The following is a 25,221-nucleotide window of genomic DNA, read 5'->3' on the forward strand; positions in this document are numbered from 1 at the left end:
GAATTCATTTAGGCCCGCGTAACATCGCGCGTCGCTCGGGTCTGCCCGCTCGTTACGGATTCGACGGCGTCAGAACCAGCGGCGGCTTTGGCCTGGGCTTTGCGGGCGGCGGGCCCGGGGCCGGCCTCACGTCGATCGGCGGAGGCAACGGTGCGATCTGCTGGCTTGCAAGCGGCGGGCTCGGCGCTGCGGGGGCTGCCTGCGGCGCCTTCGGCGTCGGCGTGACCCTGATATCGACCTTGGGCTTCGGCGGCGGCGCACGGCGCGGATCGCGGCCGGCCATCGGTACATCCAGCCGCGACGGCTCCGGCGTCGGGTCGGGTGAGACCAGCGTCGGCAGCGCAGCGGTTGCCGGCGGCGGCTCGCCGCGCTCGATCGCGTCCAGCCGTCGCGTCTCGCGGTCGATCATGCGCACCGCCAGCCACGACGACAGCGGCCCGAGATCGACGGTGCGGCTGAGCCTGTCCGGGGGACCTGCAGCGAACAGCTGAATCTCCGGCGGCGCGCCGGACAGCCCGGTCATGATCGGCGTCAGGCTGGCGCGGATGTCGGCCTGGTCGGCGGGGATGTCGTAGCCGCCGGAGACGATGGCACGCGCGTTCTTCGCCTCTAACGACGTGGCACCAACGCGCAGGCGTCCGTCGCGGATCGTGAACGGGAACTGCGCCGAGGCCACTGCAATCGGGCCTGCCGACAGCGCTGGCTCGACCAGCTGCCGCAATCGATTGTCGTCGGCAACCTGCCCGCCGTCGCTGGCCCGGATGGCAATCTCGAAGGCGCGGGGATTGAGGCCGGCGATCTCGGCGGACTCGAGCGTCACCGTGCCGTTGCCGGCGAGCGCGCCGGTCAAGGCCGCGACACTGCGGCCCTGGCTGGTCAGCGCCATCTGCGCCGAGGCGCGTCCCTTCGGCAGCGCGAGGTCGCGATAGCGCAGCACCGCCGCATCGACATTGCCGAGCTCGATACGCGCGTTCAACGTCAGACCATTGGCGCCATTGCGCGCATCCAGGTTCGCCGATATCTCGCCGCCGCCGACGCCGCCCTTGAGCGCATCGAGCGCGAGCGACTGACCGTCGCTTCGGATCGTACCGCCAAAGGGGCGCAGCTCGATGCCGCCGGGCAATGTGCCGCGCAAGGCCTGAAAAGCGATGCGGCCGCGCCAGCCACCGAGGAGCCCCGCACTCAAGGGATCGCCGCCATCGTGGCCGGCCGCGCCGATGGCCATCGCGAGCGCGGGCACGAGGTCGAGCGTGTCCAGGCCGACTTCGCCGTCGACGCTCTTCTCCTGATCGAGCGTCACCGCCAGATGACCGCGCAGATGCGAGCCGACCGCGCTGCTGTCGAGGTCGTCGAAGGTCAGCCGATTGCCGGAGAAGCCGACGCGCGAGGACAGGTTGACGGTCTGCACCGATTTATCGGCCGGGCTGGTCCCGAACAGCGGCGCCAGATTGGCATTGCGCACGCGCAAATTCACGCTGCCTTTCGGCTCCGACAATTCGACGCTGCCTTGTGCGTCCGCGTCCAGCCCGCCGCCGCTGAGCTTTGCGTTCAATTGCAACGGATGGCGCCACGCGCCGCTCAAGCGGCCTTCGAACCGGGAAGCGCCCTCGCCTGCGGCCACCACGCGGTCGAGCCCGAGCAAGCCCAGCAATGCACCGGCCTGCGGTGTCGAGACTCTCGTGTCCAGCGTGAAGTCGCTGTTGCGCAAGCGGTCGACATCGATGCCGTTGACGGCCGCTACGGGCATCTGCGCGGCCAGCGTCGCGGTGGCCTTGAGCTGCGGCGCGTCGAGGTCGAGTACGACGCGCGCGTCGTTGCGATCGGCATGCTCGGCGTTCTTGTCGAGGCTGAGGTCGAGCTTCAGGCGCGTCGCGCCGGGCAATGACGGGATGGCGTCGAAGCGCGCGCGCACCGAAGGCGCAAACGGCTCGAGCAGCGCCGTGAGCTCGCGCAGCGAATTGGCGGAGGATTTCAGCGCGAACTTGCCCGTGGCCTTGGCGCGGTCGAAGCTGCCGCTCGCTTCCGTGGTCACACCGCTGGCCTGGCCGAACCGCAACTGCTCCAGCGACAGCGCCGCCGGACCGTAGCCGAGCTTCGCAGCAAACGGCCGCAACTCCTGGCCCGCCGAGATCGCGCGGCCGATATCGAGCGAGAGCTTCGCTTCCTCCGGCCATTCTCCTTGCGGCCCCGCGAGCGCGCGGACAAAGCTTGCGGCGGAATCGAGGTCGAGGCGGTCGGCCCTCAGCTCGGCATCGATCCGCGAGCCCTTGCTCGCGCCGGTCTGAACGAAGGCGATACGGCCTTCGACCGCGCCGCCCTCGATCTCGGCCTTCAGCCTGTCGATGGCGAAATGGTTGGCGGCGATGGTCACGTCTCCGGCAAGACGCAGCGGCCGCGTGCTGCGGCGGTTGACCTCGCTGCGGCCTTGGAGCCAGGCCACCAGCGTATCGGGATCGGCGGAATCGACGCTGAGGCGGCCGCTGAAACTGTCTGCACCGGGCGTCGCGCCGTTGAGCGAGAGCTGCGTCATGCCCGGCGCGCGCAGCTCAAGCCGCTGGAAGGTCCAGGACCTTCCGTCGGTCTGAAGCTCGGCCGTGATGTTCTGGAGCGGACGGCCGCCGAGCATGATCTGGTCGGAGTTGAACTCGATCTGCGCCGGGATCGGCGCCTGCGGGATTGCGGCTAGCCCTGCGCGGAGCGCCGGGAGGATGCGCTGCGGCTCGTTAGCGTCCTTCGCCGTGAGCTTGTCGGCATCGACCTGGCGCGCCGACAGCACCGCACGCAGCAGCGGCGAAGCGCCGAACTTGATATCGCCGACGCCGCCGAGCTTCAACGCGGTGTCTTCGGGGCCGAAGCTGGCATCGACCTGCTCGAACTTGGCGCCGGCCGGATCGGCCTTGAGTTTTGTCGTGAGCTTCCAGGGCATCCGCCCCGCTTCGCCCGGCTTCTTCGCCGCGGGTACGGCGAGCGTCAGCGCACCGTCGAATTTCGGCAGGCGGTTGTCGAAGGCGAGCACGCCTTCGAGATCGGCCAGGATGGCGCGCTCGCCGGGATCGATGTTGAGGTGGAGGCGGGTGGCGTTGCCGTCGGCGCTCGGGCCGGAGGAGACGCGGAACGGATAGCGCACCCCGGTGGCGGTGAAACTGCCGTCGCCGCGGACCGAGCCGGCCAGCGAGCGCACGTCGCCGGAGAAGGTGATGTCGCTCAACTCCAGCGTCGAACGGCTGGCGGCATCATGCAGGGCGATGCGGCCGGTGAGGTTCAGCCGCTCGATCGCCAGCGAGGCCAGATTGAAGCTGCCGCTCGCGACCGACGGCAAATCGACCCGCCCGCGCGCGTCGAGGCCAAGATCGACCGCCATGCCGTTGACCGTAAGCTCGGTGGCGCGCCATTCACCGCGCATCAGGGAGCTCAGGCTGAACTCGACGTCGAGCTTGTCGGCGCGCAGGCGGCCGAGATCGTTGTTGCCGCCGAAGGTGACCGCGCGCAGCCGCAGCGTCGGCGCCGGCAGGAGCCGCGCGTCGAGCTCGCCCGCCACCCGCACCGGAACGCCGATGATCCGGCCAGCCTCCGCCTCGAACTGGGGCCTGAACTGGTTCCAGTCGACGAAGTAAGGCCCGATCAGAGCGGCCAGCAGCGCTAGAATAAAGGCAATCGCCAATCCGAGCAGCGTCGTCTGCACGGGTCTCCCCTCGGCCAAACCGGATGCGGGCCTTGCCTGAGCCTTAGGGCCTCAGGCGTACCGGAACAGCCCCTTATATAGGGGGAAGTGTGGCGAAGTCACAGCGACTGTTGCGCGCGGAGGTTAACGCCGGCAGCTATCACCAGCTCGCGGGCAGCCGCTTCAGGCCGCGCAGCACGAAGGTGGGCCGCCATTCCGGATTGTCGACGTCGTCAATGCGCAGATCCGGCAACCGCCGCAACAGCGTGGCGATGGCGATCTCGGCCTCGATGCGCGCCAATTGGGCCCCCAGGCAGAAATGGATGCCGCCGCCGAACGACAGCGGCCTCACATTCTGGCGGGTGACGTCGAGCCGGTCGGGGCGGTCAGGATAGACCGCCGGGTCGCGGTTGGCCGAGCCCAGCAGGCAGAGCACGGTCTCGCCCTTGGGGATCCTCGCGCCGCCGAGATCATCAATATCCTCCAGCGCGACCCGCCCGGTCATCTGCACCGAGGAATCGTAGCGCAAAAATTCCTCGATCGCGCCCACCATCAGTTCCGGCCGCGCCTTCAAAAGCGCGAGCTGATCCGGATTGCGATGCAGCGCGAGCAGGCCGTTGCCGATCAGATTGACCGTGGTCTCGTGGCCAGCGCCGAACAACAGGATGATGTTGGCGGTCAGTTCCTCGTTGGTGAGCTTGTTGCCATCTTCCTCGGCCTGCACCAGCTGGGTGATGAGATCGTCGCCGGGGTTGCGGCGGCGCAGCTCGAACAGCTGCTGGAAATACATCTGCGCCATCATGTTGCCGGCGTTACCTTTCGCGATCTCCTCCGGCGAGAGCGGCACGGGATCGAGCAGCCGTCCGCCGTCGCGCGAGCTGCTATAGAAAGTCTCGCGATGATCCTCGGGGATGCCGAGCATGTCGCAGATGATGGTGACAGGCAGGCGGAAGGCGAAGTCCTCGATCAGGTCCATGTGGCCGCGGTCGATCACGGCATCGATGGTCTGGTCGACGATCTCCTGGATGCGCGGCCGCATGTCCTCGACGCGGCGGGCGGTGAAGGCCTTCACGACGAGGCCGCGCAGGCGGGTGTGGTCGGGCGGATCGGCCTGCAGCATCCAGTGACTCATGCTGCGGAAGACCGGCTCCTCCATGATCTTCTCGCTATAGCGGCGCCTGGAACGCTCGACGAAATCCTTGCCGAAACGCCTGTCGCGCATCACGAGGCTGACATCGGCATGGCGGCTGGCGACGAACTGGCCGAACGGCGTCACGTGGATCGGAAAGATCGCGCGGAGCCGGTCATAATGCGGATAGGGATCGCGGATGAAGTCCGGCGACAGCGGATTGAACAGCGGACCGCCGGCGCCTTGCACGTGCTCGTTCATGGTGACCTCATATCGGTTGCCGCATGAATCGAATACGCCGGGCAGCCCCTCGTGCGCAGCGTAACCATCCCCGAATTATCAACTCGATACATTGTTGTATCGAGTTGCATTCTGCCCTAAACTGCTCCGATGTCAAGGGTGAGAACCAGGCCGACCAGGGACGACACGCGCGACAGGCTGTTCGAGGCGGCCGCCCGCATGTTCGAGCAAGACGGCATCGGCGGCGCCAGCATCGAGGCGATCGCGGCGGCCGCCGGCTTCACCCGGGGAGCGTTCTATTCCAATTTCAAAAGCAAGGACGAGCTGATCATCGCCATGCTCGAGGATCATGTCGAGCAGTCGATCCGGCGCAACATGGACATCCTCGCGCAGCACGACAATCTCGACGATTTCATCGCGGCGCTGAAAGACGATGGATCGCACAAGGCAGGATCCGCTCGGCCGTTCGCCGCTGCTGCACATGGAGATGATCCTGTTCGTCGCGCGCGCCGAGAAGCGCCGGCCTGAACTTGCCAAGCGCCTGCGCGCGCGGCGCAAGCTGGTCGCCGACATCGTCGAGGCCACGTTGAAGAGCAACGCGAAGGGCGACAAGCTGAACCCGCCATGGATAGCCTCCGTCGTGCTGGCCCTGGAAGACGGCTTTCGCCTGCACCGCCTGATCGATCCGGAGACAACGCCGCCCGACAGCTTTTTGCGCGCGATCACGGATTTGCGGCGCAGGACGGGGTTGTCGTCGGATTAGGACGAGACCGCGCGCCAGCAAAGCGACCCGTTGCTGCTAGCGATCGCGTTTGCCCTTGGTCGTTGGCAACGGGCAATTGGTGCACACCCTGTCGTCGCACCTGCGGCAGATCGTGAAGCGATCCAGCTCGGACGTGTCTTGCCTCGCCAGCAACTCGTGTAGCAGCGTTCCAAGTCGCTTTGTTTCGGCCGGCGACAGCACATCCAGAAGTGACGCAACGGCTGAAAGCCGCGACGCCATCAGATCGTTCCGGGCAGCGGCGCCGGTGGCCGTCAGGTACAAGGCGACCTCCCGACCGTCCTTTCCCGGCCGACGCTCGACGAGCCGGTCCGACACCAGACGGTCCACCAGCCGGACAGTTCCGGAATGCGATAGGCCCAGGATCCGCCGCAGCTTGTCATTGGTCATGCCCTGGCCATAGCCGACGACTACGAGTGCCGCAGGCGTCTCGCCGCCGCGGCCTATGACCTCGCGCGCGCCCTGCTCGATACGGTCCATGACGGCGAGCGAAAGCGCCCCCAGTAAATTCGCGGTTCCTGATTCCATGCGCTGAACAATATGTGCGGAGCGCACAAAAAACAACTTGACCAAACATGTGTGCTGCGCACATATTTGGTCAAGGAAGCGCGACGATGACATGACGAGGACATGGAGTATGGCGATGAGCACCCGAAGCACCGCACTAACGAGCCCGAATGCCGTCCTCAGTGAACCTGCTCTGAAATTCGTGCAGGCCAATGGCGTGCGTTTTGCCTACCTCGAACAGGGCAACGGGCCGCTCGTCATGTTCTTGCATGGCTTTCCCGACAATGCCTGGTCGTATCGAAAGCAGCTGCAGGTCTTCGCGGATGCGGGGTACCGCGCGGTCGCGCCGTTCCTGCGTGGCTATGCGCCGACCGAGATTCCGACGGACGGAGTTTTCGATCCCATCGCACTGGGCAAGGATCTTGAAGCCCTCATCGCGGCGCTGAGCGACGACGGCCAGGCACGCGTCGTCGGCATGGATTGGGGCGGCACCTCGACCTTTCAGGCGCTGGCCACGGCGCCATCTGCAATCAAGGCCGCCGTGGTCATGAACACCGCCCACCCGATCACGTTTTCAAGCATCAGGAAGGATCCGGACGTCGTTCGATCGATCTTCCATGTCTATTTTTTCCAGATGCCCGGCGCCGAGTCTGCGGTCAACATCGAGGGACTTCCCTTCGTCGATTATCTCTGGAAGCTGTGGTCACCGACATTCAACAATGCCGATCATCTCCGTTCGATCAAGCAGACACTCAGCTCTCCCGGCACCATGGCAGCGGCGCTCAAATACTATGGAGGCCTGACCGATGCGGGGCGCGAGGGCCGGCTGCCGATCAATGACATGCACACGCCGACGCTGACGATCTATGGCAGCAACGATCCGACAGCGAAGTACTCGGTCAAGGAGGAGCCTCTGTTCAAGGGGCCGCACAAGCGGATTGTTCTGCCCGATGTCGGGCATTTCCCGCACCTCGAGCGGGAGGACGAAGTCACCGGCCTGATCATAGACTGGTTCAAGACACACGCGCCTGACTGAACGCATATGGCGTGGCCCACAAACATCCTTTGAGTTCTCTAATCTGGAGTGCGCGCGATGGACGCCAAGACACAGCAGCAATACGCCGAGACGTTTCGCGCTCTTCACAGAAAGGGAGATCCGCTCGTCCTGTTCAACGCCTGGGACGCCGCCACCGCCAAAGCCATTGCGAAGACCTCTCCGGCCGTCGCGACCAGCAGCGGGGCGGTTGCGTCCGCCCTTGGGTATGCGGACGGAGAAAATGTACCGCTCGACATGTTGACAGGCCTGGTGTCGCGGATAACTGCGACCGTGTCGGTTCCAGTTTCAATCGATCTGGAGGCAGGATATGGCGACACCCCGGAGGCCGCCGCCAGGTCGGCGAGTGAGATTTTGAAAGCCGGCGCCGTCGGCATCAATATCGAGGACGGGCTATCCGGGGGAAAGCGGCAACTGGTCAGTTCCGAACACCATGCAGCGAAGATCAAGGCAGTGCGGGAAGCCGCGAAAGATCTGGGCGTTCAGCTGTTCATCAATGCGAGAACGGATCCGTTCCTGCTGAAATTCGGATCGCCGGATGAGTGCATGAATGAAGTGGCAAGGCGGGCGCAGGTCTATGCCGAGGCCGGCGCCGACGGAATTTTCGTACCCGGCCTCACCGACCTCGCTCTCATCGAAAAATTCGTTCAGCTCACGCCTCTGCCGGTCAACATCATGGTGACACAAGGCGTTCCCGCAATTCCGGATCTGGCTCGCGTCGGCGTTCGGCGGGTGAGTCTTGGGCCGTGGCCCATGATGGCAGCAATGCGGATGATCGGACAGGCCGCCGCCGCGGTCGCCGCGACCAAACAATACGGCACATTTCTGCAACCGAGCGCCTGAGCCTGGGAATCACCAGCCGAAGGTCGCGCCCTCCGCCGACCGCTTCACCGTCTTTTCAATCTCACCGGCCGGATGGATGTCGAGAACGGTCAGCGCAGTTCCAATGCGCTGGTGTCCATGGCCGCGATCAAGGATGCGATCTCGATTGTCGCGAAATTGCAGAAGCTGTCGGAGACCGCATAGGGGAAGATGATCTTGTCGCGATGGCGCATCGCGCCGCAGGTATAGACAACGTTTGGAACATATCCTTCGCGTTCGGAAGGGTCTGGGCGCAACAGGGGCTCGCGCAGGCGGCCGAGCACCTTCGACGGGTCCTTTTTGTCCAGCAACGCGGCCCCGATCGAATATTTTCGCAAAGGGCCGACGCCGTGCGTCAGCAGCAACCACCCTACGTCGAGCTCGATCGGTGATCCGCAATTGCCGATCTGCACGAATTCCCAGGGGTATCGAGGCTTCAGAATCGGCTGGCCGCCATCCCACGTATGGAGATCGTCGGAAAAGATCAGATAGAGGTTTTCGTTGTCCTGGCGCGCGATCATCGCATATCTGCCCTCGATCTTGCGCGGGAATAACGCCATGCCCTTGTTGCGCGCGGCATTGCCCTTCAAGGTCGAGAGCCGGAACGATACAAAATCGGACGTCTCGATCAGCTCCGACCGGATCGCGCGTCCGCTATAGGCGGTGTAGGTCGCGTAGTAGATCTTCTGTCCGGCGTTGCTGAATTGCACAAAGCGGGCATCCTCGATCCCGTTCGACTGCGCTTCGGTGACCGGAAAAATCACCCGCTCGCTCAGATCTTCCCCAGCCGCGAACGTAACGTCAATCTCGTCGCCGCCGGCGCCCGATGTCAGCCTGACGAGATCGGGGCTGGATGCAAGACGCCCCGTCGGGTCGATGGTCACGGCCCCGTCTGCCGCAATAAGCCCCGACCGAAATGTCAGGGAAGACACATGACCCTCGCCGACGGCACGAAGACTTAGGATGAAGCGGAGGCTGCCGTCCGGCGTTCCGGACTGATCGGGATGTGGCACGATACTCGGATTGAACAATGCCGAGGCCTCGAACGAATATTCGTTGAGAAAATAGGCGCCGGCGAGTTGGCGCTGGACCGGTGTGAATACGGCATGGTCGGCCAGCGCCTGTTCCATTTCCGCGGCGCGTGCCTCGAAGATCTGCAACAGGTTGCGGTGACGGCCGAGGAAATTCTCCAGAACGTCGGCCAATTGCCGGTCGGCCGTCTCGGGATCGAGCGCGAGAACCCGTTCGACGATATGGTTGGCGCGGGTCTTGTCCGTCGGATTGAGGTCGCGCGGCTCTGTCGCTGGCTTGAATGGCCGAACGATGACACGGGTCGGGTCCGGCCGCAGCTGAAGGGCTTGGCGTTTGAGGAAGGGAGATTGCGACAAAACGGCCTCGATTGGTTGAAGGAGTAAATCGTAATCGGCGCCGTCAAGCGACCAGAGGAGCAGGCTTGGCCCGGCTTTCGCTGAGGCGGGCAATCTGCCGAATCTCGGAAAGGCCAAGCAGATACGACACCACGGATTCCCCGCCCCGATTCTCATTAGGGCGATCGGGGTGCAGGCCATCCCGACAGCTTCCGGTTTCCAAATCGACCAGCGAGGCCGACAAATCGTTACTGCCCAGAAACCACGCGAATACCCGTGCGGCTTCGGCTTTCCACTCGACATCGTGATCGGCCCGCCACGCGGCGAGGCACGCCGCGATGGTCGCCGCGGCTTCCAGCGGCTGCTGGTCGAAGGCTTGCGGCGGTCGGCGTCGATCACCGAATCCCGCCGTGCCGATCGGGCGGAATTGGCCCTTCGCTGAGGTTTGCCGCTTCACAAGCCAGCGCAGCGACTCCAGCCCGATATTGACATAGCGCGATGTCTTGCTGGCCAAGCCGGTAATGATCAGCGCCTGGGACAAGCGGGCGTTATCGTAGGCCAACCCGTCCTCGAACCAGACCCAATCGCCGGTTGCCACGGTATCGAAGATCAAAATCAACCGATCGGCAAGCACGGCACGCAGGCGGGTCGCCTGGAAATCGTCCGGAACAGCCGAGCAGTAAGCATCGAGGCCCAGCAATACGAACGCCCACGCACGGGGCGAACGAAAACTTTCCACTGTCACCATCGCTTCGGAAAACAGCGCCGCGGCCCATGAGCGCCGCGACGGGCTGGCATCGGTGAGCGCGCAGACGCCCAAGGCCCAGAGCGTGCGTCCGTGGCTATCCTCCGACCCCCTGTCCTCCAACCAGCAGCGGTTGAAGCCCATGAAATTGCGAAACCGCCGTGTATCCGGATTCCAGGCGTGCTGGACGAAGGCGGCAAATCGCGCCGTCAGGGCTTCCGGCAGCCGCTCTTCGCCCGGATTGTTGAGCGCACAGGCCACGAGCAGTGCCCGGGCGTTGTCGTCGACGCAATAGCCGTGCGCACGATCCGGCACGCTATGAACGGCATGCTGAAACAGTCCGGTGTCGTCGCACATCGACAGGAAATGGCCGAGCTGCATTTCCGGCGGGGCGCGGCTGTCGCGCAGCAGCGTACCAGTATCCGTGCGCGCAATGGTCTTGAGCCGATGCCGGCGGCCCGCGTTCTCGAATACCGACATATAGCGTTCGGCGGTTCTTTCCCACGTCATCGCGCGGCTGCTCGAATAGGCGCGCTTGCGCATCGCCTGCCGAAGCACGTCGTTGGTGAGCAGCTTGGCGATTTCGATGCCAAGCGCTGCCGCATCGCCAAAACGGAACCAGGATGCCGCGGCCATCGGCTAATAGTTCGCGGGCATGCCAATACGGGGTTGAAACCACGGCTTTACCGAGGCCAAAACTATAGGCGAGCGTGCCCGACGTCATCTGGGCTTCACTGAGGTACGGCGTTACGTACACGTCGGACATCGAGATGAAATCGAGCAGCGTTTTCTTGTCGACGAACTGATCGAGGAACACCACGTGATCCTCGACTCCAGCACGGCGCGCGTGCGCCATCAGGGCCTCACGATAGGCTTCGCCCCGATCTCGCACGAGGTTGGGATGCGTCGCACCGAGCACGACGTAAACAGCGTCGGGTCGGGTCTTCAGAATAGAAGGCATCGCATCGATCATGACTTCGATACCCTTGTTCGGCGAGAGCAATCCGAAGGTCAGGATGACCGACTTGTTCCTGAATCCGAGCGCGGCCTTGGCCGCGTCGGGTTCGACAAACGCGAACTCCGGGATGCCGTGCGGGATGATTTCGATCTTCTCGTCAGCCACGTGATAAACGGAGCGCAACAATTCCCGACCTTTTTCAGCCATCACGACGACCTTGGACGAAGACTCGACGATGCGTGCGATGACATCGCGCTGAGCCTCTGTCGGCTCGGACAAGACCGTATGCAGGGTTGTCACGATCGGTATGGTCAGGCGCGACAAGAGCGCCATGATCTGACCTCCGGCTTCGCCGCCGAAAATGCCGAATTCATGTTGCAACGAAACGGCCTCGAAGCCGCCGCTGTTCAGATAAGCGGCCGCACGGACATAATCATCTTGCCGGTCGTCGTTGATCTCCAGGCCCACGGTGGGAGGATAATCATAGACTTGGCCGTGATCGGTCATCGCGACGATGACGGTTTCCAGATCGCCCCGGGACGCCGCAATGGCGCTCTGCAAGTCGGTGGTGAAAGTCGCAATGCCGCAGCGGCGGGGAAGCGAATTCCCGATGAATGCGATACGATTTACGGTAGCCAATTTGGCGTCTCCGATTGTTTGAGCGCGGCGGTCTCGAAGGGGGTCGGGACCAGGGCGCTGGGAAAAGCGTGCGGTACGCGACTGGCGCTCGCGGCGCTGCGCTCTATTAACGCGGCAGGGTTCGCCTTCGGGCCGGGATAGGCCAGTAGCGCTTTCAACCCGCCCGCACCTACCTCGATTTCCGCCTGGTCGGTTTCCAGAAAAAAAGCGTCACCCGGCGCCAGCTTCGTCGGGCCGAGTTGCGCGTGACCTTCGATCGCCAGCAGCCAAGTCTCTTTCGGTGCGTCGAGCATCCAAACGGAGCCCGGAGCAAGGTCAGTTTGCTCCAGCGCAAAATAAGAATTGACGGTGAGGACGGTTCGCGCGCCGCTCAGACGTTCGGAAGGCAATTGGATTTTGCGAGGGCCTGCCGTGGCCACCGCGACGGCATTGTCGATGTGCAGTTGGCGCCCTCGTCCATAGTCGAACAGCCGGAACGTGGCGTCGCTGTGCTGCTGGATTTCAACGAGCACGATGCCAGCGCCGATCGCATGAATGGTTCCAGCAGGAATGAAAATGACGTCGCCTGGATGAACCGGCTGCCAATGCACGATATCGGCGATCGAGCCGTCAGTGACCGCGGTTCGCAACTCAGCGGCAGAGCGCGGATAGTCCAGTCCCACCGCGACCTGCGCACCGGGGACCGCGGAGACGATGTACCAGGCTTCGGTCTTGCCGTTGGCAAGCCCGATCGCGTGCGCGAACGCATCATCCGGATGAACTTGAATCGATAGCGGCTCGGTGGTGAAGAGCATTTTGAGCAGCAACGCCGTCTTCGGCGCAGCAAGACCCGGGCGCTCAAACCACAATTCCCCGATCGGGCCGTCGCCGGTCGACGTCTGGCTCCAGGGACGCAGATCGAGGCTGCCCCAGGGCTTCGGCCTGGCTCGCACGATAGCATGTTCGATCGTCAAGCGGGCCTCCCAAAGGCTGTGGCATCAGTCGGTGACCGTGCGTGCCGGGCGCGGGCCGGTCCAGGGCGGGAGCGCATCCCATTCAGCCCTTCGCATGCGGCGTTCTTCATCGCCGACCTTGACGAAGACAAACGGGGCGTCGTCCTGCCCGGTCTTCGATCCAGTGAATGTGGCTGGAAGCCCGTTAGAGTCTCGGACAGCTGCTGTATTTGCCAAGTAACCTCCTGACCGATCTGCGCGCGAGATCGCTGCCGCAGATCAATCAAAAATGGATTCCCGATGCATGAGGCCGACATAGCGACCGGCAAAACAAGGAAATCGGGCAACGGCACCGCAGGTACCAGCCACTTCAGGAGATTTGTATTTTGGGGTATCAGACATCCGACCGCCTTCGTGGTTGAGGCGGGAGCGCAATGCTCTCAGTCACCGATAACTACCTGGGGCGGGCGGTGATCTCAAGCATATAGGAACGTCGTCGCCCAATAGCGAGACGAGAGCATCAATCAGATCGGCTTTATTAGCTGTATCTTTGTGTTGGCATTGCTCTATGGTCACACGACCTGACGTCTGAGTTGACGGGGGCAATTGCTCGATTCCAATCCTGGCCGGCTGATCCCCCTTTTCGGAGGGGTTTTCAGCTATCGGATGCTGAATGGTTTCAACGAATCATTTCCGGCAAGAGATTAGATCCCGGCTCGAATTGGCGAGCGCGCAAGGCCGGCAGAACCTGACTATCGAATGTGGCGAGCTTTACCGGTCCGTTAGCAAGCTGCCCCTTTTGAATCGATTGATGATCTTCTGCTGCAATGCCATGCGCGCCGAAATGGCCTTGACCGATCATCTGATTTTCGATGACAGGAACGCAAGCTTGCTGACCGTTCACTATGCATTGCCACGTCAATGCTGACCAAAATCAAACCAGGTACGATCGAAGTAACGCGTTTCACGGCGAGCTGCCCTTGTCCGCGGACATGGCACGCCTTCGGGATGCAAGCCTTCGGAATGCAAGCCTTCGGGATAATTGGCGCCGAGAGTACACGCCTTACGCCGACCGCTTCACCGCAGCCGCGTCAACCGGCTTGACATCAAGCCTGCCCAGCATCGCCCTCGCCTGCTCAGCGCAGTGCTCGATCAGCCAGCGCTCGAAGGCTACTGGCGCGAGCGCGGGTGCGTAGAGGAAGCCTGGCACGACGTCGCAGCCGAGTTCGGCCAGCACCTTGCGCTGCGCCTCGGTCTCGACGCCTTCGGCGACAACGGTCATGCCGAGGCCCTGGCCGACGCGCACCACGGCGGTGGCGATTGCGAGGGCGCCCGCGTCGCGCTCGATGTCGCGCATAAAACTGCGGTCGATCTTCAGCTCGCGGATCGGCAGATGCGCGAGCTGGCTGAGGCTGGAATAGCCAGTGCCGAAATCGTCCACCGAAAGCCCGACGCCGAGCTCCCGGATCGCGTTCATCGTCTCGAGCGCGGCGACGCCTGTCCTGCATGAACGCGCCACGTGCGGAGCCTATTCAGCGCCGGTTGCCGCCTGAAGCTTGCCGGCCACCGCGCGTACCTTGCGCGGCGCGGCCTGCCAGATCGAGAGCGCCGACAATCCGCTCACGATGATGGCGATGCCGAAGGCAAGCGTGTAGTCGCCGGCCCGATCATAGAGCAAGCCGGTGACCCAGGGTCCCGCCGCGCCGCCGGCCAATGCCGCCAGCATGATCGTGCCGAAGATGCTGCCCTGGTGCTTGCCCTGAAAAATCTCGAACACCACTGCGCCCATGATCGAGGTGAGACCGTAGCCGAGCGCGCCTTGCGTGAACACCATGAGATAGACCAGCCATAAGGACGGCTGGAATTTCAGTGCCATCAGCGCCGCGAAAGAGATCGCAAAGCCCGCGCAGCTGATCGCCCACACCCATTCCCGCCCGATCCGATCGGAGACATGGCCGAGCAGGATCTGGCCGGGAATGCCAAGCAGGCTGACGATGCCGAGTGCCCACACAGCGACGTTCGAACTGAAGCCGATGTCGAGCAGGAATTTGGTCTGGTGCACCTGCACCGCATACCAGATGTAAAGGCCGCAGAAATAGCCGAGCGCGATCCACCAGAACCGCGCAGTAGCGACGGCGCGCCGAAGCGTCCACTCGGTACCAACCCAGACGGGATCGACAATGTTGGAGACGGGCTTTGCGGTACCCGCGGCCGGGGCGGCATCGCCGTCCGGCTGGAGGCCGATATCCTCGGGGCGCCTGTTCAGGAACAGATTGATCGGTGCCAGCACGATCAGGATCATCAGACCCATCGCGGTGCAGGCGGTGCGCCAGCCGGTCTGTTCGATCATGTGCTGCACCCATGGCAGCAGCGTCACCGAGCCGATGCCGACGCCGGCGAAGGCGATACCGATCGCGAAGCCGCGCTTGCGGATGAACCAGTTCGGCAGGAACAGCGATTGTCCGGAATAGCCGAGACACACCGAGCCGGCCCCGACCATGACGCCGATGGTCACGTAGAGATGCCAGGGTTGGCTCGTGAGCGGCGCAAGCAGCAGCCCGCCGCCCATCAGAACCACGCCGAGCTCCATCACCGCACGCGGGCCGGCGCGATCCATCAGCCGGCCGATCAGCGGGCTGACCATGCCCGACACCACGAAGCCGAAGGAGAAGGCGCCTGCGGTGACGCCGCGCTCCCAGCCAAATTCGGAGATGATGGGAGGAAAGAACAACGAAAAGGCTGTGCGCGCGTTGACGCCGATGGCCATGGTGACGAAGGTCACCGCGACCACGACCCAGCCGTAGAAGAACGGAAGCCGCATTGTGTGTTTCATCCCTGGACGGTCCTTCGGACCATCCGGGAATGACCGGGTCAAGCGCTTTTCGCGCATGCCCGCTGAGCAAGGCGATCGCATTTGAAGGGCAACTCGGCGAACAACTACCCTGCGGCCATCCTTCGAGACGCCCGCTTGGGGCGGGCTCCTCAGGATGAGGACGGAGTGTACGGCAGCAGTTCAACAGGCGCCGATGCCGCTTAGCCTCGTCCTGAGGAGACGCGAAGCGGTCGTCTCGAAGGACAAGGCGCGCGCTCAGGCGGCGTTGAGCTGGGACGGTTCGACGGGCACGTCGAACAGAATCCGCTCGATCGGCTGCGGGCGGCCAAACAGATAGCCTTGCGCGAAATTGACGCCGAGCGCCTTCAGCCGCTCGTACTCCTCGCGGGTCTCGACGCCCTCGGCGGTGACCGACATGTCCAGCCCGCGCGCCAGCGTCACGATCGAGGAGATGATGGCGGAGCTGCGCGGCAGATGCGTGAGGTTGCGGATGAACGATTTGTCGATCTTGATCTTGTCGAACGGGAACGCGGTCAGATAGCTGAGCGACGAATAGCCGGTGCCGAAATCGTCGAGCGCGAGCTCGATGCCGATACTCTTCAACCGCTCCATGAAGGCGTGGTTCTCGACCCCGCGTTCAAGCAGCACGGATTCCGTGATCTCGATCTCCAGTCGCTGCGGCGGCAGCCCGGAATCCGCGAGTGCCGCGCTGATCATCTCGAACAGCTCGGCCTCCTTGAACTGGATCGGCGACAGGTTGACGGCGAGTGCGAGGTGGGAGGGCCAGCCGGCCGCGTCCGCGCAGGCGCGCCGCAACACGAATTCGCCGAGCGGCACGATCAGTCCGGTTTCCTCCGCGAGCGGAATGAACTGGTCCGGCGGAATCAATCCGCGGCTCGGATGCCGCCAGCGCACCAGCGCCTCGAAACCGCGCCGCGCGCCGCTGAGGGCGTCGACGAACGGCTGGTAGTGCACCTCGAGCTGGCACTGTGCGATGGCGTCGCGCAAATCGCCTTCCAGCGTGTTGCGGGCCTCGAGCTCGGCCGACATCGCCTTGTCATAGGTGGTGAAGCAGTTGCGACCCGCCGATTTCGAGCGGTAAAGCGCAAGGTCGGCCTTCTTCAGGAGCTGCTCCTGGTCGCTGCCATGATCGGGCGCGATCGCAATGCCGATGCTGGTGCCGATCTCGACGCGGTGTCCGGGAAGCAGGAACGGCTCGGCCACGAGCTTTGCGATTCGCCCGGCCAGTTCGGTCGAGCAGACGCGCTGATCCTCGCAGGCCTCCTGGATGATGGCGAATTCGTCGCCGCCGAGCCGGGCCAGCACGTCGCCGGTGCGCACCGCGGATTTCAGCCGCTGTGCGACCTGACGCAGCAGTGCATCGCCGGCACCGTGACCGAGCGAGTCGTTGACGTTCTTGAAGCGGTCGAGGTCGAGCATCAGGATCGAGAAGGTCGGACCGCCGTCCTTCAAGCGGCCGTTGAGCTCGTCGAGCCGGGCGAGGAAGAAGGCGCGGTTCGGCAGTCCGGTCAGGATGTCGGTCTGGGCGAGTTCGAGCACACGCCGGTTCGCCAGCGACAGCCGCTGCGAATTGCGGCTTGCGAGCCTGAGATAGATCGAAAGCGACAGCGTCAGCAGCATGCCGACGATCAACACCGCGCCCGCGCGATCGTACGTCGTCTCCAGCGAACCGCCGGCAGCCGGTATCGCGCGCACTTGCCAATCGGTGTCGCCGATCTTGAGATTGCCCGACCAGTGCAGGGCCCGCGCGACATCCCGCATCGACTGCGGCGCCGTGGCAGCCGACGAATAATCCGGCAGCATTTCCTCCAGGCTGACGATCTGCCCCGTGAACGGCGGATAGACGTTCACGCTGACCGCGGGGCTTGCGCCGGTGGTCACGCGAATGGACTGGATCAGCAGCGGCAGGTCGAACACGCCGACGACGAAGCCGGCGAGATTGCGGCGCCGGTCCACGACCGTGTCGCGCGACGTTGCCTTGGCGTAGACGGGAATGGCGACGAGGACGTCGGGCAGCCGGCCGCCCTCCTTCGGCTCGTAGAGGCGGGTGCGAATGGCCGCGACCCGATCGGCGTCGCGCGCGCGCTCGAGAACCGCGCGGCGCTCCGGAACGGTCGCGTAGTCCATGCCGTAGACCGAAGACGTCTTCGGCTGGGTCGAGTAGAACACCGGAAAATACTCGTCGCTCTGCGGCGCGCTCGCGAACGCATCGCCCTGGAGCGACTTGATGCGATAGCCGGACACGCCGTCCGCGATCGCCGCGGCCTCGTATTCGGCACGCTCCTTGCGGTTCACGCGCGGCACCCACGCGATGCGCAGCATGCCGGGATGGCGTTCGAACAGGCGGGCGCTGAAGGTCTCGAATTCGCTGCGGGTGATCTCCTGGTTGGTCGATTCGAACAGCGTGCGCAGCGCGACGAGCCTGGAGATGTACTCGCCCATGCCGTTCTGCATGACGATCGCTTCGGTTTCGGCCGCGTTCTCGAACTCGATCTTGTTGACGCGGTCTTCCCATCGCGCCACTGCGGCCGCACCCGCAATCGAGAACAGAAGACCGATTCCGACCGCGACGAGCGCAGGACGATACAGCCCGAGCAGTGGCGCGGCACGCCACCATCCGGTCATACGTCCCCGATCCTGATCGTTCTGATCGCGACCGTCCATTCCAGAAACCGCCGTCCCCTCTCCCGGGTCAACCGAACCTCTGGTTGAGCCGCCGGAGCCACTATCGGAACAGGACCGCAGTTAAGAACTGCTCAATTTCGGAACCCGGCCGTTCCGCATGACCCGGCTTAGTTAATGAAGTGCGGGATGATGCGAACTTTGTCGACGTAAGTTGCCGGTTTCCCCGGAGTAGTACGGAGCCGTCGATACATCGCCGATTCATCCTGCGGAGATAGCTTTCCCGAAGCTCTTCCCCGCACCCGGCAAGACTTTTCCCGATGTATCGCGCGCGCGAGCCTGCTGCGCGCCATCAACGATATCGGCCGCTTCGACATCAGCGGCAGCACCGTCACCGTCGGCATGCGGATGATCGAACCGAAGGTGTTTTTGACGGTGACCCAGAAGGACGGGACGTTCAGAGCGGTGGACCGGCTGTAGAGCCGGATTTGACGAGACTCGCCTACCGCTTCGAAAGAGATGCGTTCCCTCCCGTTGTGGGTCAGGGCTATCGCACAGGAAGAAACATATGGCTGGAAGCTCGACTGCGGCCATCCTTCGAGACGCCCGCCCTGCGGCGGGCCCTCAGGATGACGGATGAGCATGCGGCAGCATTTTCAACGCAGATGGATGCAGCTGAGCCTCATCCTGAGGAGGCCGCGAAGCGGTCGTCTCGAAGGACGAGGCGCTCGCTCAGGCGCCGCTGAGACGTCATATGCGATAGCCCTGCCCACAAGGGGAGAGGGAACGGAGAAGCGTGCATTTAGTCGTGTGCCAAGCTCAATTCGACCTCAACAGATCACGCTCGCAGTCGATCAGGGCCGCCGCGTCCAGCGCTCGGCGTTGACCGCGCCCTGCGGAATCTCGCCTTTGACGATCGCTTCGACCTGGCGCACGGTTTCCAGCGACTGATATTCGATCGCCTGCGGCGTCAGCCCACCGACATGCGGCGTCGCGACGACGTTGGGAAGTTTTGCCAGTTCCGGAGTCGGCATCTGGTCAGCTGCACGGCCGACATCCATCGCCGCACCGGCAATGCGGCCCTCCAGCAGCGCCTTCGCAAGCGCCGCCTCGTCGACGAGGTTGCCGCGCGACAGATTGACGAAGACGGCGTGCCTCTGCATGCGCGCCAGCGCCGCCTGCCCGATCAGGCTCTCGGTCTCTTCGTTCGCGATCGCAAGGCAGACGACATAGTCCGACGCGGCGAGGAGATCGTCGAGACCGACCTGCCGAATCGCGGCATCGCTGACGGTCGCGAAGGGATCGGAGACCAGCACCTCCATGCGCAGCACTTTTGCCACCTCGGCGAGGTAACGCCCGATGCTGCCATAGCCAATGATGCCGATCTTGCTGCCGGCGAGCTGACGACCCATCCGCGCTTCCGGCTGGCGGCCGGCCTGATAATCGGCCGTCGCCCGCGATACGCCGCGGGAGAGATCGACCATGAAGCCGAGCGCGAGCTCGGCAACGGCTTGCACGAAGCCAGGCCCGGCGCGGGTCACGAGCACGCCGGCGTTCGAGGCCGCCTCGACATCGACGTTGCGGATGTCGACGGCGCAACGGACGAAGGCGCGCAAGCGCGGCAGTTGCGCAAAGATCTCGCCGCGGCCCTCGGTCATGCGATCGGCCACGATGATGTCGATATCTTTCGCGGCGCGAACGAGGCCGGCGGCGTCCAGCGTATCATCGCTCTCGTGCAGGACCACCTCGGCGGTCGCGCGCAGGCCGCTCAGGCTGCGATCACCGTAGTAGTTGCGGCGCATCTCCGGCGTGTGGGCCAGCAGGACTTTCACGGCAACACTCCTTCAGTAGCCGAACGCGCGCGGCAATGCCGTGCTGAGCCATGGCACGAACGCGATCACCAGCAGGCAAAGGAACAACAGGCCAAGATAGCCCATGATCGGCTTCACCGTCTGCTCGATCGGCACGTTGCCGATCAGGCAAGCGCCGTAGAGCCCGAGCCCGAGCGGCGGCGCGAACAGGCCGATGCCCATCGCGATCACGAGCACGACGCCGAAATGCAGGGGATCGATACCGAGCTGCACGGCCACCGGCAGCAGCAGTGGACCGAAGATGATCAGCGCGGCCGCGCCCTCCAGAACCGAGCCCATCACGATCAGCACGCCGATCGCGAGCAGGATGAACAACCAGGTGCCGCTGGTCTTTGACAATCCCAGCATGAAATCGCCGACCGCATGCGGCACCTGCTGCAAGGTCAGCGTGAACGCCAGCGATTGCGCTGCGGCAACGATGAACAGCACGAGCCCCGCGCGCGTCGCTCCCTGCACAAAACTATGCGCGGCCGATGTGAAGCTGAGCTCGCGGAACACGACACTGCCGACGACGAGTGCATAGGCGACGGCAAAGGCCGAGATTTCCGTGGCGGTGGCAAAGCCGCTCTTGAAGCCGAAGAAGATCATGAAGATCAGGCCGAACGACGCTATCGCGCCGCTCCACAGCCCCGACACCGGCATCTGCGGCTCGACCTCCTCGGTCTCGGCCGGAGTCTTGCCGAAGATGATGGAGACGGCGATCAAGGCCAGCGCCATCAGCGCCGCCGGCAACAGCCCTGCGACGAACAGGCCGCCGATCGACAGGTTCGCGACGAAGCCAAGGATGATCAGGTTGATGCAGGGCGGAATGGTCTCCGCCATCACCGCGGATGCCGCGAGCAGCGCCACCGCGCCGCCCGGATTCTGCTTGGAGCGGCGCGCAGCCGGGATCAACACGGAGCCGACCGCGGCGACATCAGCCATCTTCGAGCCGGAGATGCCGGAGAACAGCACCATCGAGGCCACCATCACGACGTTGAGGCCGCCGCGCATGCGCCCGACCCCACGCTGCAACAGCTCGATCAGCCGCACCGACATGCCGTTGGCTTCCATAAGGTAGCCGACGAGGATGAAGAACGGGATCGCGAGCAGCACGAAATTGTCGATGCCGCGCGCCATCTGCTGGGCGAAGATCACGCCGGGCAGCGCGCCCTCGACCCAGATGAAGACCAGCGCGGCCAGCGCCAGCGCAAAGCCGATCGGCAATCCGCCGACCAACGTCGCGAAGAAACCGATCAGCATCAGCGTTCCCGCCGACGGCACCGTGGCGGGCGACAGATAATCCCAGGCGAGATAAAGGCCGGTCACGACGGCAATCGCAACGAGGCCTCTGACGATATCAGGGAGCGGCCTTGCGCAAAGATGGTCGATCGCGAACACCGTCATGAACAGCGCGCCGATGCCCATCGGATAGAAGGTCAGCTCCAGCGGCAAGCCAGATCCGGTGGTCTGGCCCGCCGTCAACGAGCCGAGCTTGATGGCGTTGTAGGCGACGTAGCCCGAGATCAGCACCACCAGCAGCGAACTCGCGGCGTCGACCAGCGCGCGTAGCCGTACCGGAGCCAGATCGCGAAAGAAGGAGACGCCGACATTCTCGCCGCGCGCGAGTGCGCACGCCGCGCCGAAGAAGGCCGAGCCGACCATCAGGCCGCGCGCGACGTCGTCGGACCATTCGACCGGCGCGTTGAAGCAGAAGCGCAGCAGTACGGAACCGCAGACAACGACGAGATCTGCGGCGAGCAGGATGGCTGCGATCGCGTCGCTGACGCGAAGCAGCAGTGCGATGCTCCCGTGGCGGCCGCCCGAGAGGGAGGCGGCGCCCGTCATCGCCAGCTCAGATTTGGCCATTTCAAGCTTGCGTGGCGCGGATGATGTCGATGACGGGTTTGGATTCCGGCCGCGCCTTGATGAAGTTCTCGATCTGCGGCGCGACACGCTTTTTGAACGCCTCGCGGTCGCATTCAGCCACCGTCACGCCCTTCTCGGTCAAGGCCGACAGCGCCTCCTTCTCGACCGCGAGCCCATGGGTACGCGTGTCGGATGCGGCCTTCTTCGCGGCGTCGAGAAAGCCCTCGCGCAGCTTCGGATCCATGCGATTGTAGGTCACGTCGCTGAAATAGATCGCGAGCGGCGAGAAATTGTGCTGCGTCAGCGCATAGAATTTCGCAGTTTCGAAGAACTTGCTCGCCAGGATGGTCGGCGGATCGTGCTCCAGCCCGTCCAGCACGCCGGCCTGCAATGCCGTGTAGATTTCGCCGAACGCCAGCGGCGTCGCGGCGGCGCCCATCAGGCGCAGGCATTCCGTGATAACGGGATTTGGCAGGGTGCGGATCTTGAGCCCGGCGAGATCTTCCGGCGTCTTCACCGGCTTCTTCGCAAGGACGCTGCGTGAGCCGAAATTATAGGCCCAGGCGATGATGCGGATGTTGCTGCCCTTGAGCAGCGCGTCCTCGATCGGCTCGGCGGCGCCGGCGTCGAACGCCTTGGTCTGCTGCGGGAAACTCGAGAACAGAAAGCCGAGGTCATAGGTGCCGACCAGCGGCACCAGATTGGCCGAGATCGACGAGCCCGACACCATGAGGTCGATGACGCCGAGCTTCACCGAGTTGATGACGTCGATTTCCTGCCCCAACTGGTTGTCGGGAAAGAACGCGACCTCGACCTGCTCACCGAGGCCGTTCGTCTTCAGGTTCTTCACGAGATTGTCGTAATAGACGCGGCCGTTAGCGAATTGTGGGATCGTTCGGCAGCGAGGAGGAGCATTTCAGCTTCAACGTCGCGGCTTCGGCGCGGCCAATCAGTGCGGGGGAGAACACGAGGCCGGCGGCAAGTCCCGTCGACGACTTGATGAACGCGCGACGGTTTACGGGCACGATGGACATAATGCGGTCTCTCCCCAATTCTTATTTTTTCGCGCCGCGGTGGTTGCCGCAACCCGTTGCGCGGACTGTATGGCCAAAGCGATGGCGCAGGCAAGGCTTGCGGCCGGCCGTCGCAAGGCGGCGTGCAGCAAAAAGCAACGGCATCAACGCGCGGCGAAATGACCATGTTTGTGCGGGATTTCCGATCAGATCGGCATGGGGCCCGAGGCACGAAGGCATGCTTTCGCGCAGCACCCGAGATCAATCCAATTGGCGCATGGATCAATGCGCTATTCACATGGATGGTGCCAGAACGATGCTGCACCGGCTCTGGCAAACCTGCTGCCCCTTTTTGCCGCAGCTCGCAACGTGATCCAGTGCACAGACAGGCGCGTGGCGGCGGCCTAGAAAAGGTGACATCCTCGCGCGCATTGCCGATGGAGGAGACACCATGCCCCGTCCAGTCCTTCGCAATTTTTTCCTTGCCTCCAGCCTTCTTGCGCTCACGCAATTGACGACGCCGACGGAGGCCGCGGCCGAAGCGCGGCTCGCGCTCGTGATCGGTCAATCGGCCTATCGCACCGTGCCGGAACTGCCCAACGCTGCCAACGACGCCAAGGGCATGACGGAGCTGCTCGGCAATGCCGGCTTCACCGTCACCACGGCGGCCAATCTCGGGCAGAACGACATGCGCGCGACGATCTCCGATTTCGCCGGCAAGGTCAGCGCCAGCGGCGCCGACACGGTCGCGCTGGTGTTCTATGCCGGCCACGGCCTCCAGATCGACGGCGAGAACTATCTGGTGCCGGTCGATCTCGACCCCAAGCGCGAGGCGGATATCCCGCTTCAAGGCGTGCGGCTCAACGATTTGCTCTCAACACGCTCGGCGCGCTGCCGACGCGGGCGCGCATCTTCATGCTCGATGCCTGCCGCAACAATCCGTTCCCGGCCCTCAGCGGCGCCGGCCACGGGCTTGCGATGGTCGACACCAAGGCCGGCGCGCCCGGCTCCTTCATCTCCTATTCGACCTCACCCGGCGCGGAAGCCGAGGACGGCAGCGGCATCGACAGCCCTTACACCACCGCAGCTTTGACCGTCGCCAAGCAGCCCAATCTGCCGATCGAGGAAGTCTTCAAGCGCATCCGCGTCGCCGTGGCGCAATCGACCGACGGACGGCAGATCCCCTGGGAAAGCTCGTCGCTGACGACCGACTTCAAGTTCTTCGGCGGCGACAGCAGCGGCGATCAAACTGCGCTTCCCGGCGCATCCTCCATGGCACTTGCGAGCGGCACGCGCAGCCTCGATGACTGGCGCAAGGATTTGCAGGGCAAGCCGGCCATGGTCGCCTATGAGATCGTGATCACCGACGACACCGTGCCGGCGTATCAGGCCTATATCGAGTTGTACGCTCAGGACACCCGTACGCCGCGCCTGCGCACGGTGCTGGAGCGCCGGCGCCAGATGCTGGCCTGGGAGCGCGCCACCGCGATCAACACCCGCGCCTCGTTCGAGGCCTATCTGGCGAACTGGGACAACAGCGATCTGGCTGCGACCGCACGCAGGCTGCTGCTCCGCGTGCAGAACCGCAACTACGTCTTGCCTGCTGTGGTCGCGGCCGCTCCTGTCCCGGTCGCAATCGCGATGGCGCCGACCTGCCCGTGCTCCACGCCCTCGACACCGGCAACACCTGTCAATCCGACAATCGCGCCTGTGATCAAGAAGCGCGTCGACGACACGCCGCCGAAGCGCAAGGTCGTCGACACGCCGCCCAGGCAGCGGCGGCCGCCGCCTGATGAAGTGATCTACGAACGCGCGCCGCCCCCCGGTCCGCCTCCCGGCGCCGTCATGCAAGGCATCGGCATCGGTGTCGGAATCGGGCATGGGAATGGGCGGCGGCCGCGGCGGCGATTATCACAATGACCGCGGCCGGTACTGAGGCTTCCGCCCACGTCGAGAGAGATGTCCGCGAGCCCATGGTTTGCGGACACTTCTGTTGATGCGGCTCTCGTGCCCCGGACGCAGCGCAGCGCTCTTCGGCGGTGCGCTGCAGAGCCGGGGCCCATCCAGCAGCGAACTGTGCAGCATCCTGGGTCCCGGCACTGCGCAGCAACGCTACGCGCTGCAGCGCGTCCGGGACAC

General features: G+C 64.2%; 13 protein-coding genes and 5 pseudogenes. 4 read left to right on the top strand and 14 right to left on the bottom strand.

The genetic code is table 11. The features are described 5' to 3' along the window. Nucleotides 1–52: 52 nt before the first annotated feature. Together ACVWYI_RS31140 and ACVWYI_RS31145 are read right to left on the bottom strand one after the other, a co-directional pair. Nucleotides 53–3,682, bottom strand: coding sequence for an AsmA family protein (locus ACVWYI_RS31140; protein WP_456664059.1), 3,630 nt, complete (start codon nucleotides 3,680–3,682; stop codon nucleotides 53–55). Nucleotides 3,683–3,821: 139 nt separating this feature from the next. After that, the gene (locus ACVWYI_RS31145; protein WP_456664060.1) at nucleotides 3,822–5,051 is read right to left on the bottom strand and encodes a cytochrome P450; all 1,230 of its coding nucleotides are present in this window, start codon (nucleotides 5,049–5,051) and stop codon (nucleotides 3,822–3,824) included. 129 nt (nucleotides 5,052–5,180) lie between these two features. Here ACVWYI_RS31145 and ACVWYI_RS31150 point away from each other — a divergent pair. Further along, nucleotides 5,181–5,793: pseudogene (locus ACVWYI_RS31150) on the top strand (TetR/AcrR family transcriptional regulator). Nucleotides 5,794–5,829: 36 nt separating this feature from the next. On the opposite strand, the gene ACVWYI_RS31155 reads toward ACVWYI_RS31150, so the two are convergent. Continuing rightward, entirely contained in the window at nucleotides 5,830–6,384 is a 555-nt protein-coding gene (locus tag ACVWYI_RS31155; RefSeq protein WP_456664061.1) for a MarR family winged helix-turn-helix transcriptional regulator, read from the bottom strand. A gap of 70 nt (nucleotides 6,385–6,454) precedes the next feature. On the opposite strand from ACVWYI_RS31155, the gene ACVWYI_RS31160 reads away from it, so the two are divergent. Together ACVWYI_RS31160 and ACVWYI_RS31165 are read left to right on the top strand one after the other, a co-directional pair. Then, a complete protein-coding gene (locus ACVWYI_RS31160) occupies nucleotides 6,455–7,354 on the top strand; it encodes an alpha/beta fold hydrolase (RefSeq protein WP_456664062.1) in 900 nt (299 codons plus the stop codon). A gap of 57 nt (nucleotides 7,355–7,411) precedes the next feature. Continuing rightward, nucleotides 7,412–8,215 (top strand): isocitrate lyase/PEP mutase family protein, encoded by an 804-nt coding sequence (locus ACVWYI_RS31165; RefSeq protein WP_456664063.1) that lies wholly within the window; start codon nucleotides 7,412–7,414, stop codon nucleotides 8,213–8,215. Between the two features lie 89 nt (nucleotides 8,216–8,304). Here the strand turns inward: ACVWYI_RS31165 and ACVWYI_RS31170 are convergent, their stop codons facing one another. From ACVWYI_RS31170 to ACVWYI_RS31220, 11 genes and pseudogenes are all read right to left on the bottom strand, one after another. Further along, the gene (locus ACVWYI_RS31170) at nucleotides 8,305–9,621 is read right to left on the bottom strand and encodes a glycoside hydrolase family 130 protein (RefSeq protein WP_456664064.1); all 1,317 of its coding nucleotides are present in this window, start codon (nucleotides 9,619–9,621) and stop codon (nucleotides 8,305–8,307) included. A gap of 43 nt (nucleotides 9,622–9,664) precedes the next feature. Then, nucleotides 9,665–11,942: pseudogene (locus ACVWYI_RS31175) on the bottom strand (glycosyltransferase family 4 protein). Beyond that, nucleotides 11,930–12,895 carry a class I mannose-6-phosphate isomerase gene (locus ACVWYI_RS31180; RefSeq protein ID WP_456664065.1) on the bottom strand — a complete coding sequence of 322 codons (966 nt, stop codon included), beginning with the start codon at nucleotides 12,893–12,895 and terminating at the stop codon, nucleotides 11,930–11,932. The pseudogene ACVWYI_RS31175 and the gene ACVWYI_RS31180 overlap by 13 nt, the downstream one beginning before the upstream one ends. A 658-nt stretch (nucleotides 12,896–13,553) precedes the next feature. Then, nucleotides 13,554–13,778, bottom strand: coding sequence for a hypothetical protein (locus ACVWYI_RS31185; protein WP_456664066.1), 225 nt, complete (start codon nucleotides 13,776–13,778; stop codon nucleotides 13,554–13,556). 159 nt (nucleotides 13,779–13,937) lie between these two features. Beyond that, nucleotides 13,938–14,391 (bottom strand): annotated as a pseudogene (locus tag ACVWYI_RS31190) (EAL domain-containing protein); the annotation flags it as partial. Nucleotides 14,392–14,402: 11 nt separating this feature from the next. Further along, on the bottom strand, nucleotides 14,403–15,695 hold the full coding sequence (locus ACVWYI_RS31195) for an MFS transporter (RefSeq protein ID WP_456664595.1): 1,293 nt from the start codon (nucleotides 15,693–15,695) through the stop codon (nucleotides 14,403–14,405). Between the two features lie 267 nt (nucleotides 15,696–15,962). Beyond that, nucleotides 15,963–18,392: a bifunctional diguanylate cyclase/phosphodiesterase gene (locus tag ACVWYI_RS31200; protein WP_456664067.1), complete on the bottom strand. Its 2,430-nt coding sequence runs from the start codon at nucleotides 18,390–18,392 to the stop codon at nucleotides 15,963–15,965. Between the two features lie 128 nt (nucleotides 18,393–18,520). Next, nucleotides 18,521–18,994, bottom strand: a complete 474-nt coding sequence (locus tag ACVWYI_RS31205) for a hypothetical protein (protein ID WP_456664068.1) — start codon at nucleotides 18,992–18,994, stop codon at nucleotides 18,521–18,523. A gap of 210 nt (nucleotides 18,995–19,204) precedes the next feature. Further along, nucleotides 19,205–20,182: a hydroxyacid dehydrogenase gene (locus ACVWYI_RS31210; protein WP_456664069.1), complete on the bottom strand. Its 978-nt coding sequence runs from the start codon at nucleotides 20,180–20,182 to the stop codon at nucleotides 19,205–19,207. A gap of 12 nt (nucleotides 20,183–20,194) precedes the next feature. Then, complete coding sequence (locus tag ACVWYI_RS31215) at nucleotides 20,195–22,048, bottom strand: TRAP transporter large permease (protein ID WP_456664596.1); 1,854 nt, start codon at nucleotides 22,046–22,048, stop codon at nucleotides 20,195–20,197. A 22-nt stretch (nucleotides 22,049–22,070) separates the two neighbouring features. After that, nucleotides 22,071–23,103: pseudogene (locus ACVWYI_RS31220) on the bottom strand (TRAP transporter substrate-binding protein). A gap of 430 nt (nucleotides 23,104–23,533) precedes the next feature. Between ACVWYI_RS31220 and ACVWYI_RS31225 the strand changes: the two are divergent. Then, a pseudogene (locus ACVWYI_RS31225) lies at nucleotides 23,534–25,018 on the top strand (caspase family protein). The last annotated feature ends 203 nt before the right edge of the window (nucleotides 25,019–25,221 follow it).

It is taken from the genome of Bradyrhizobium sp. LB13.1, assembly GCF_054056815.1.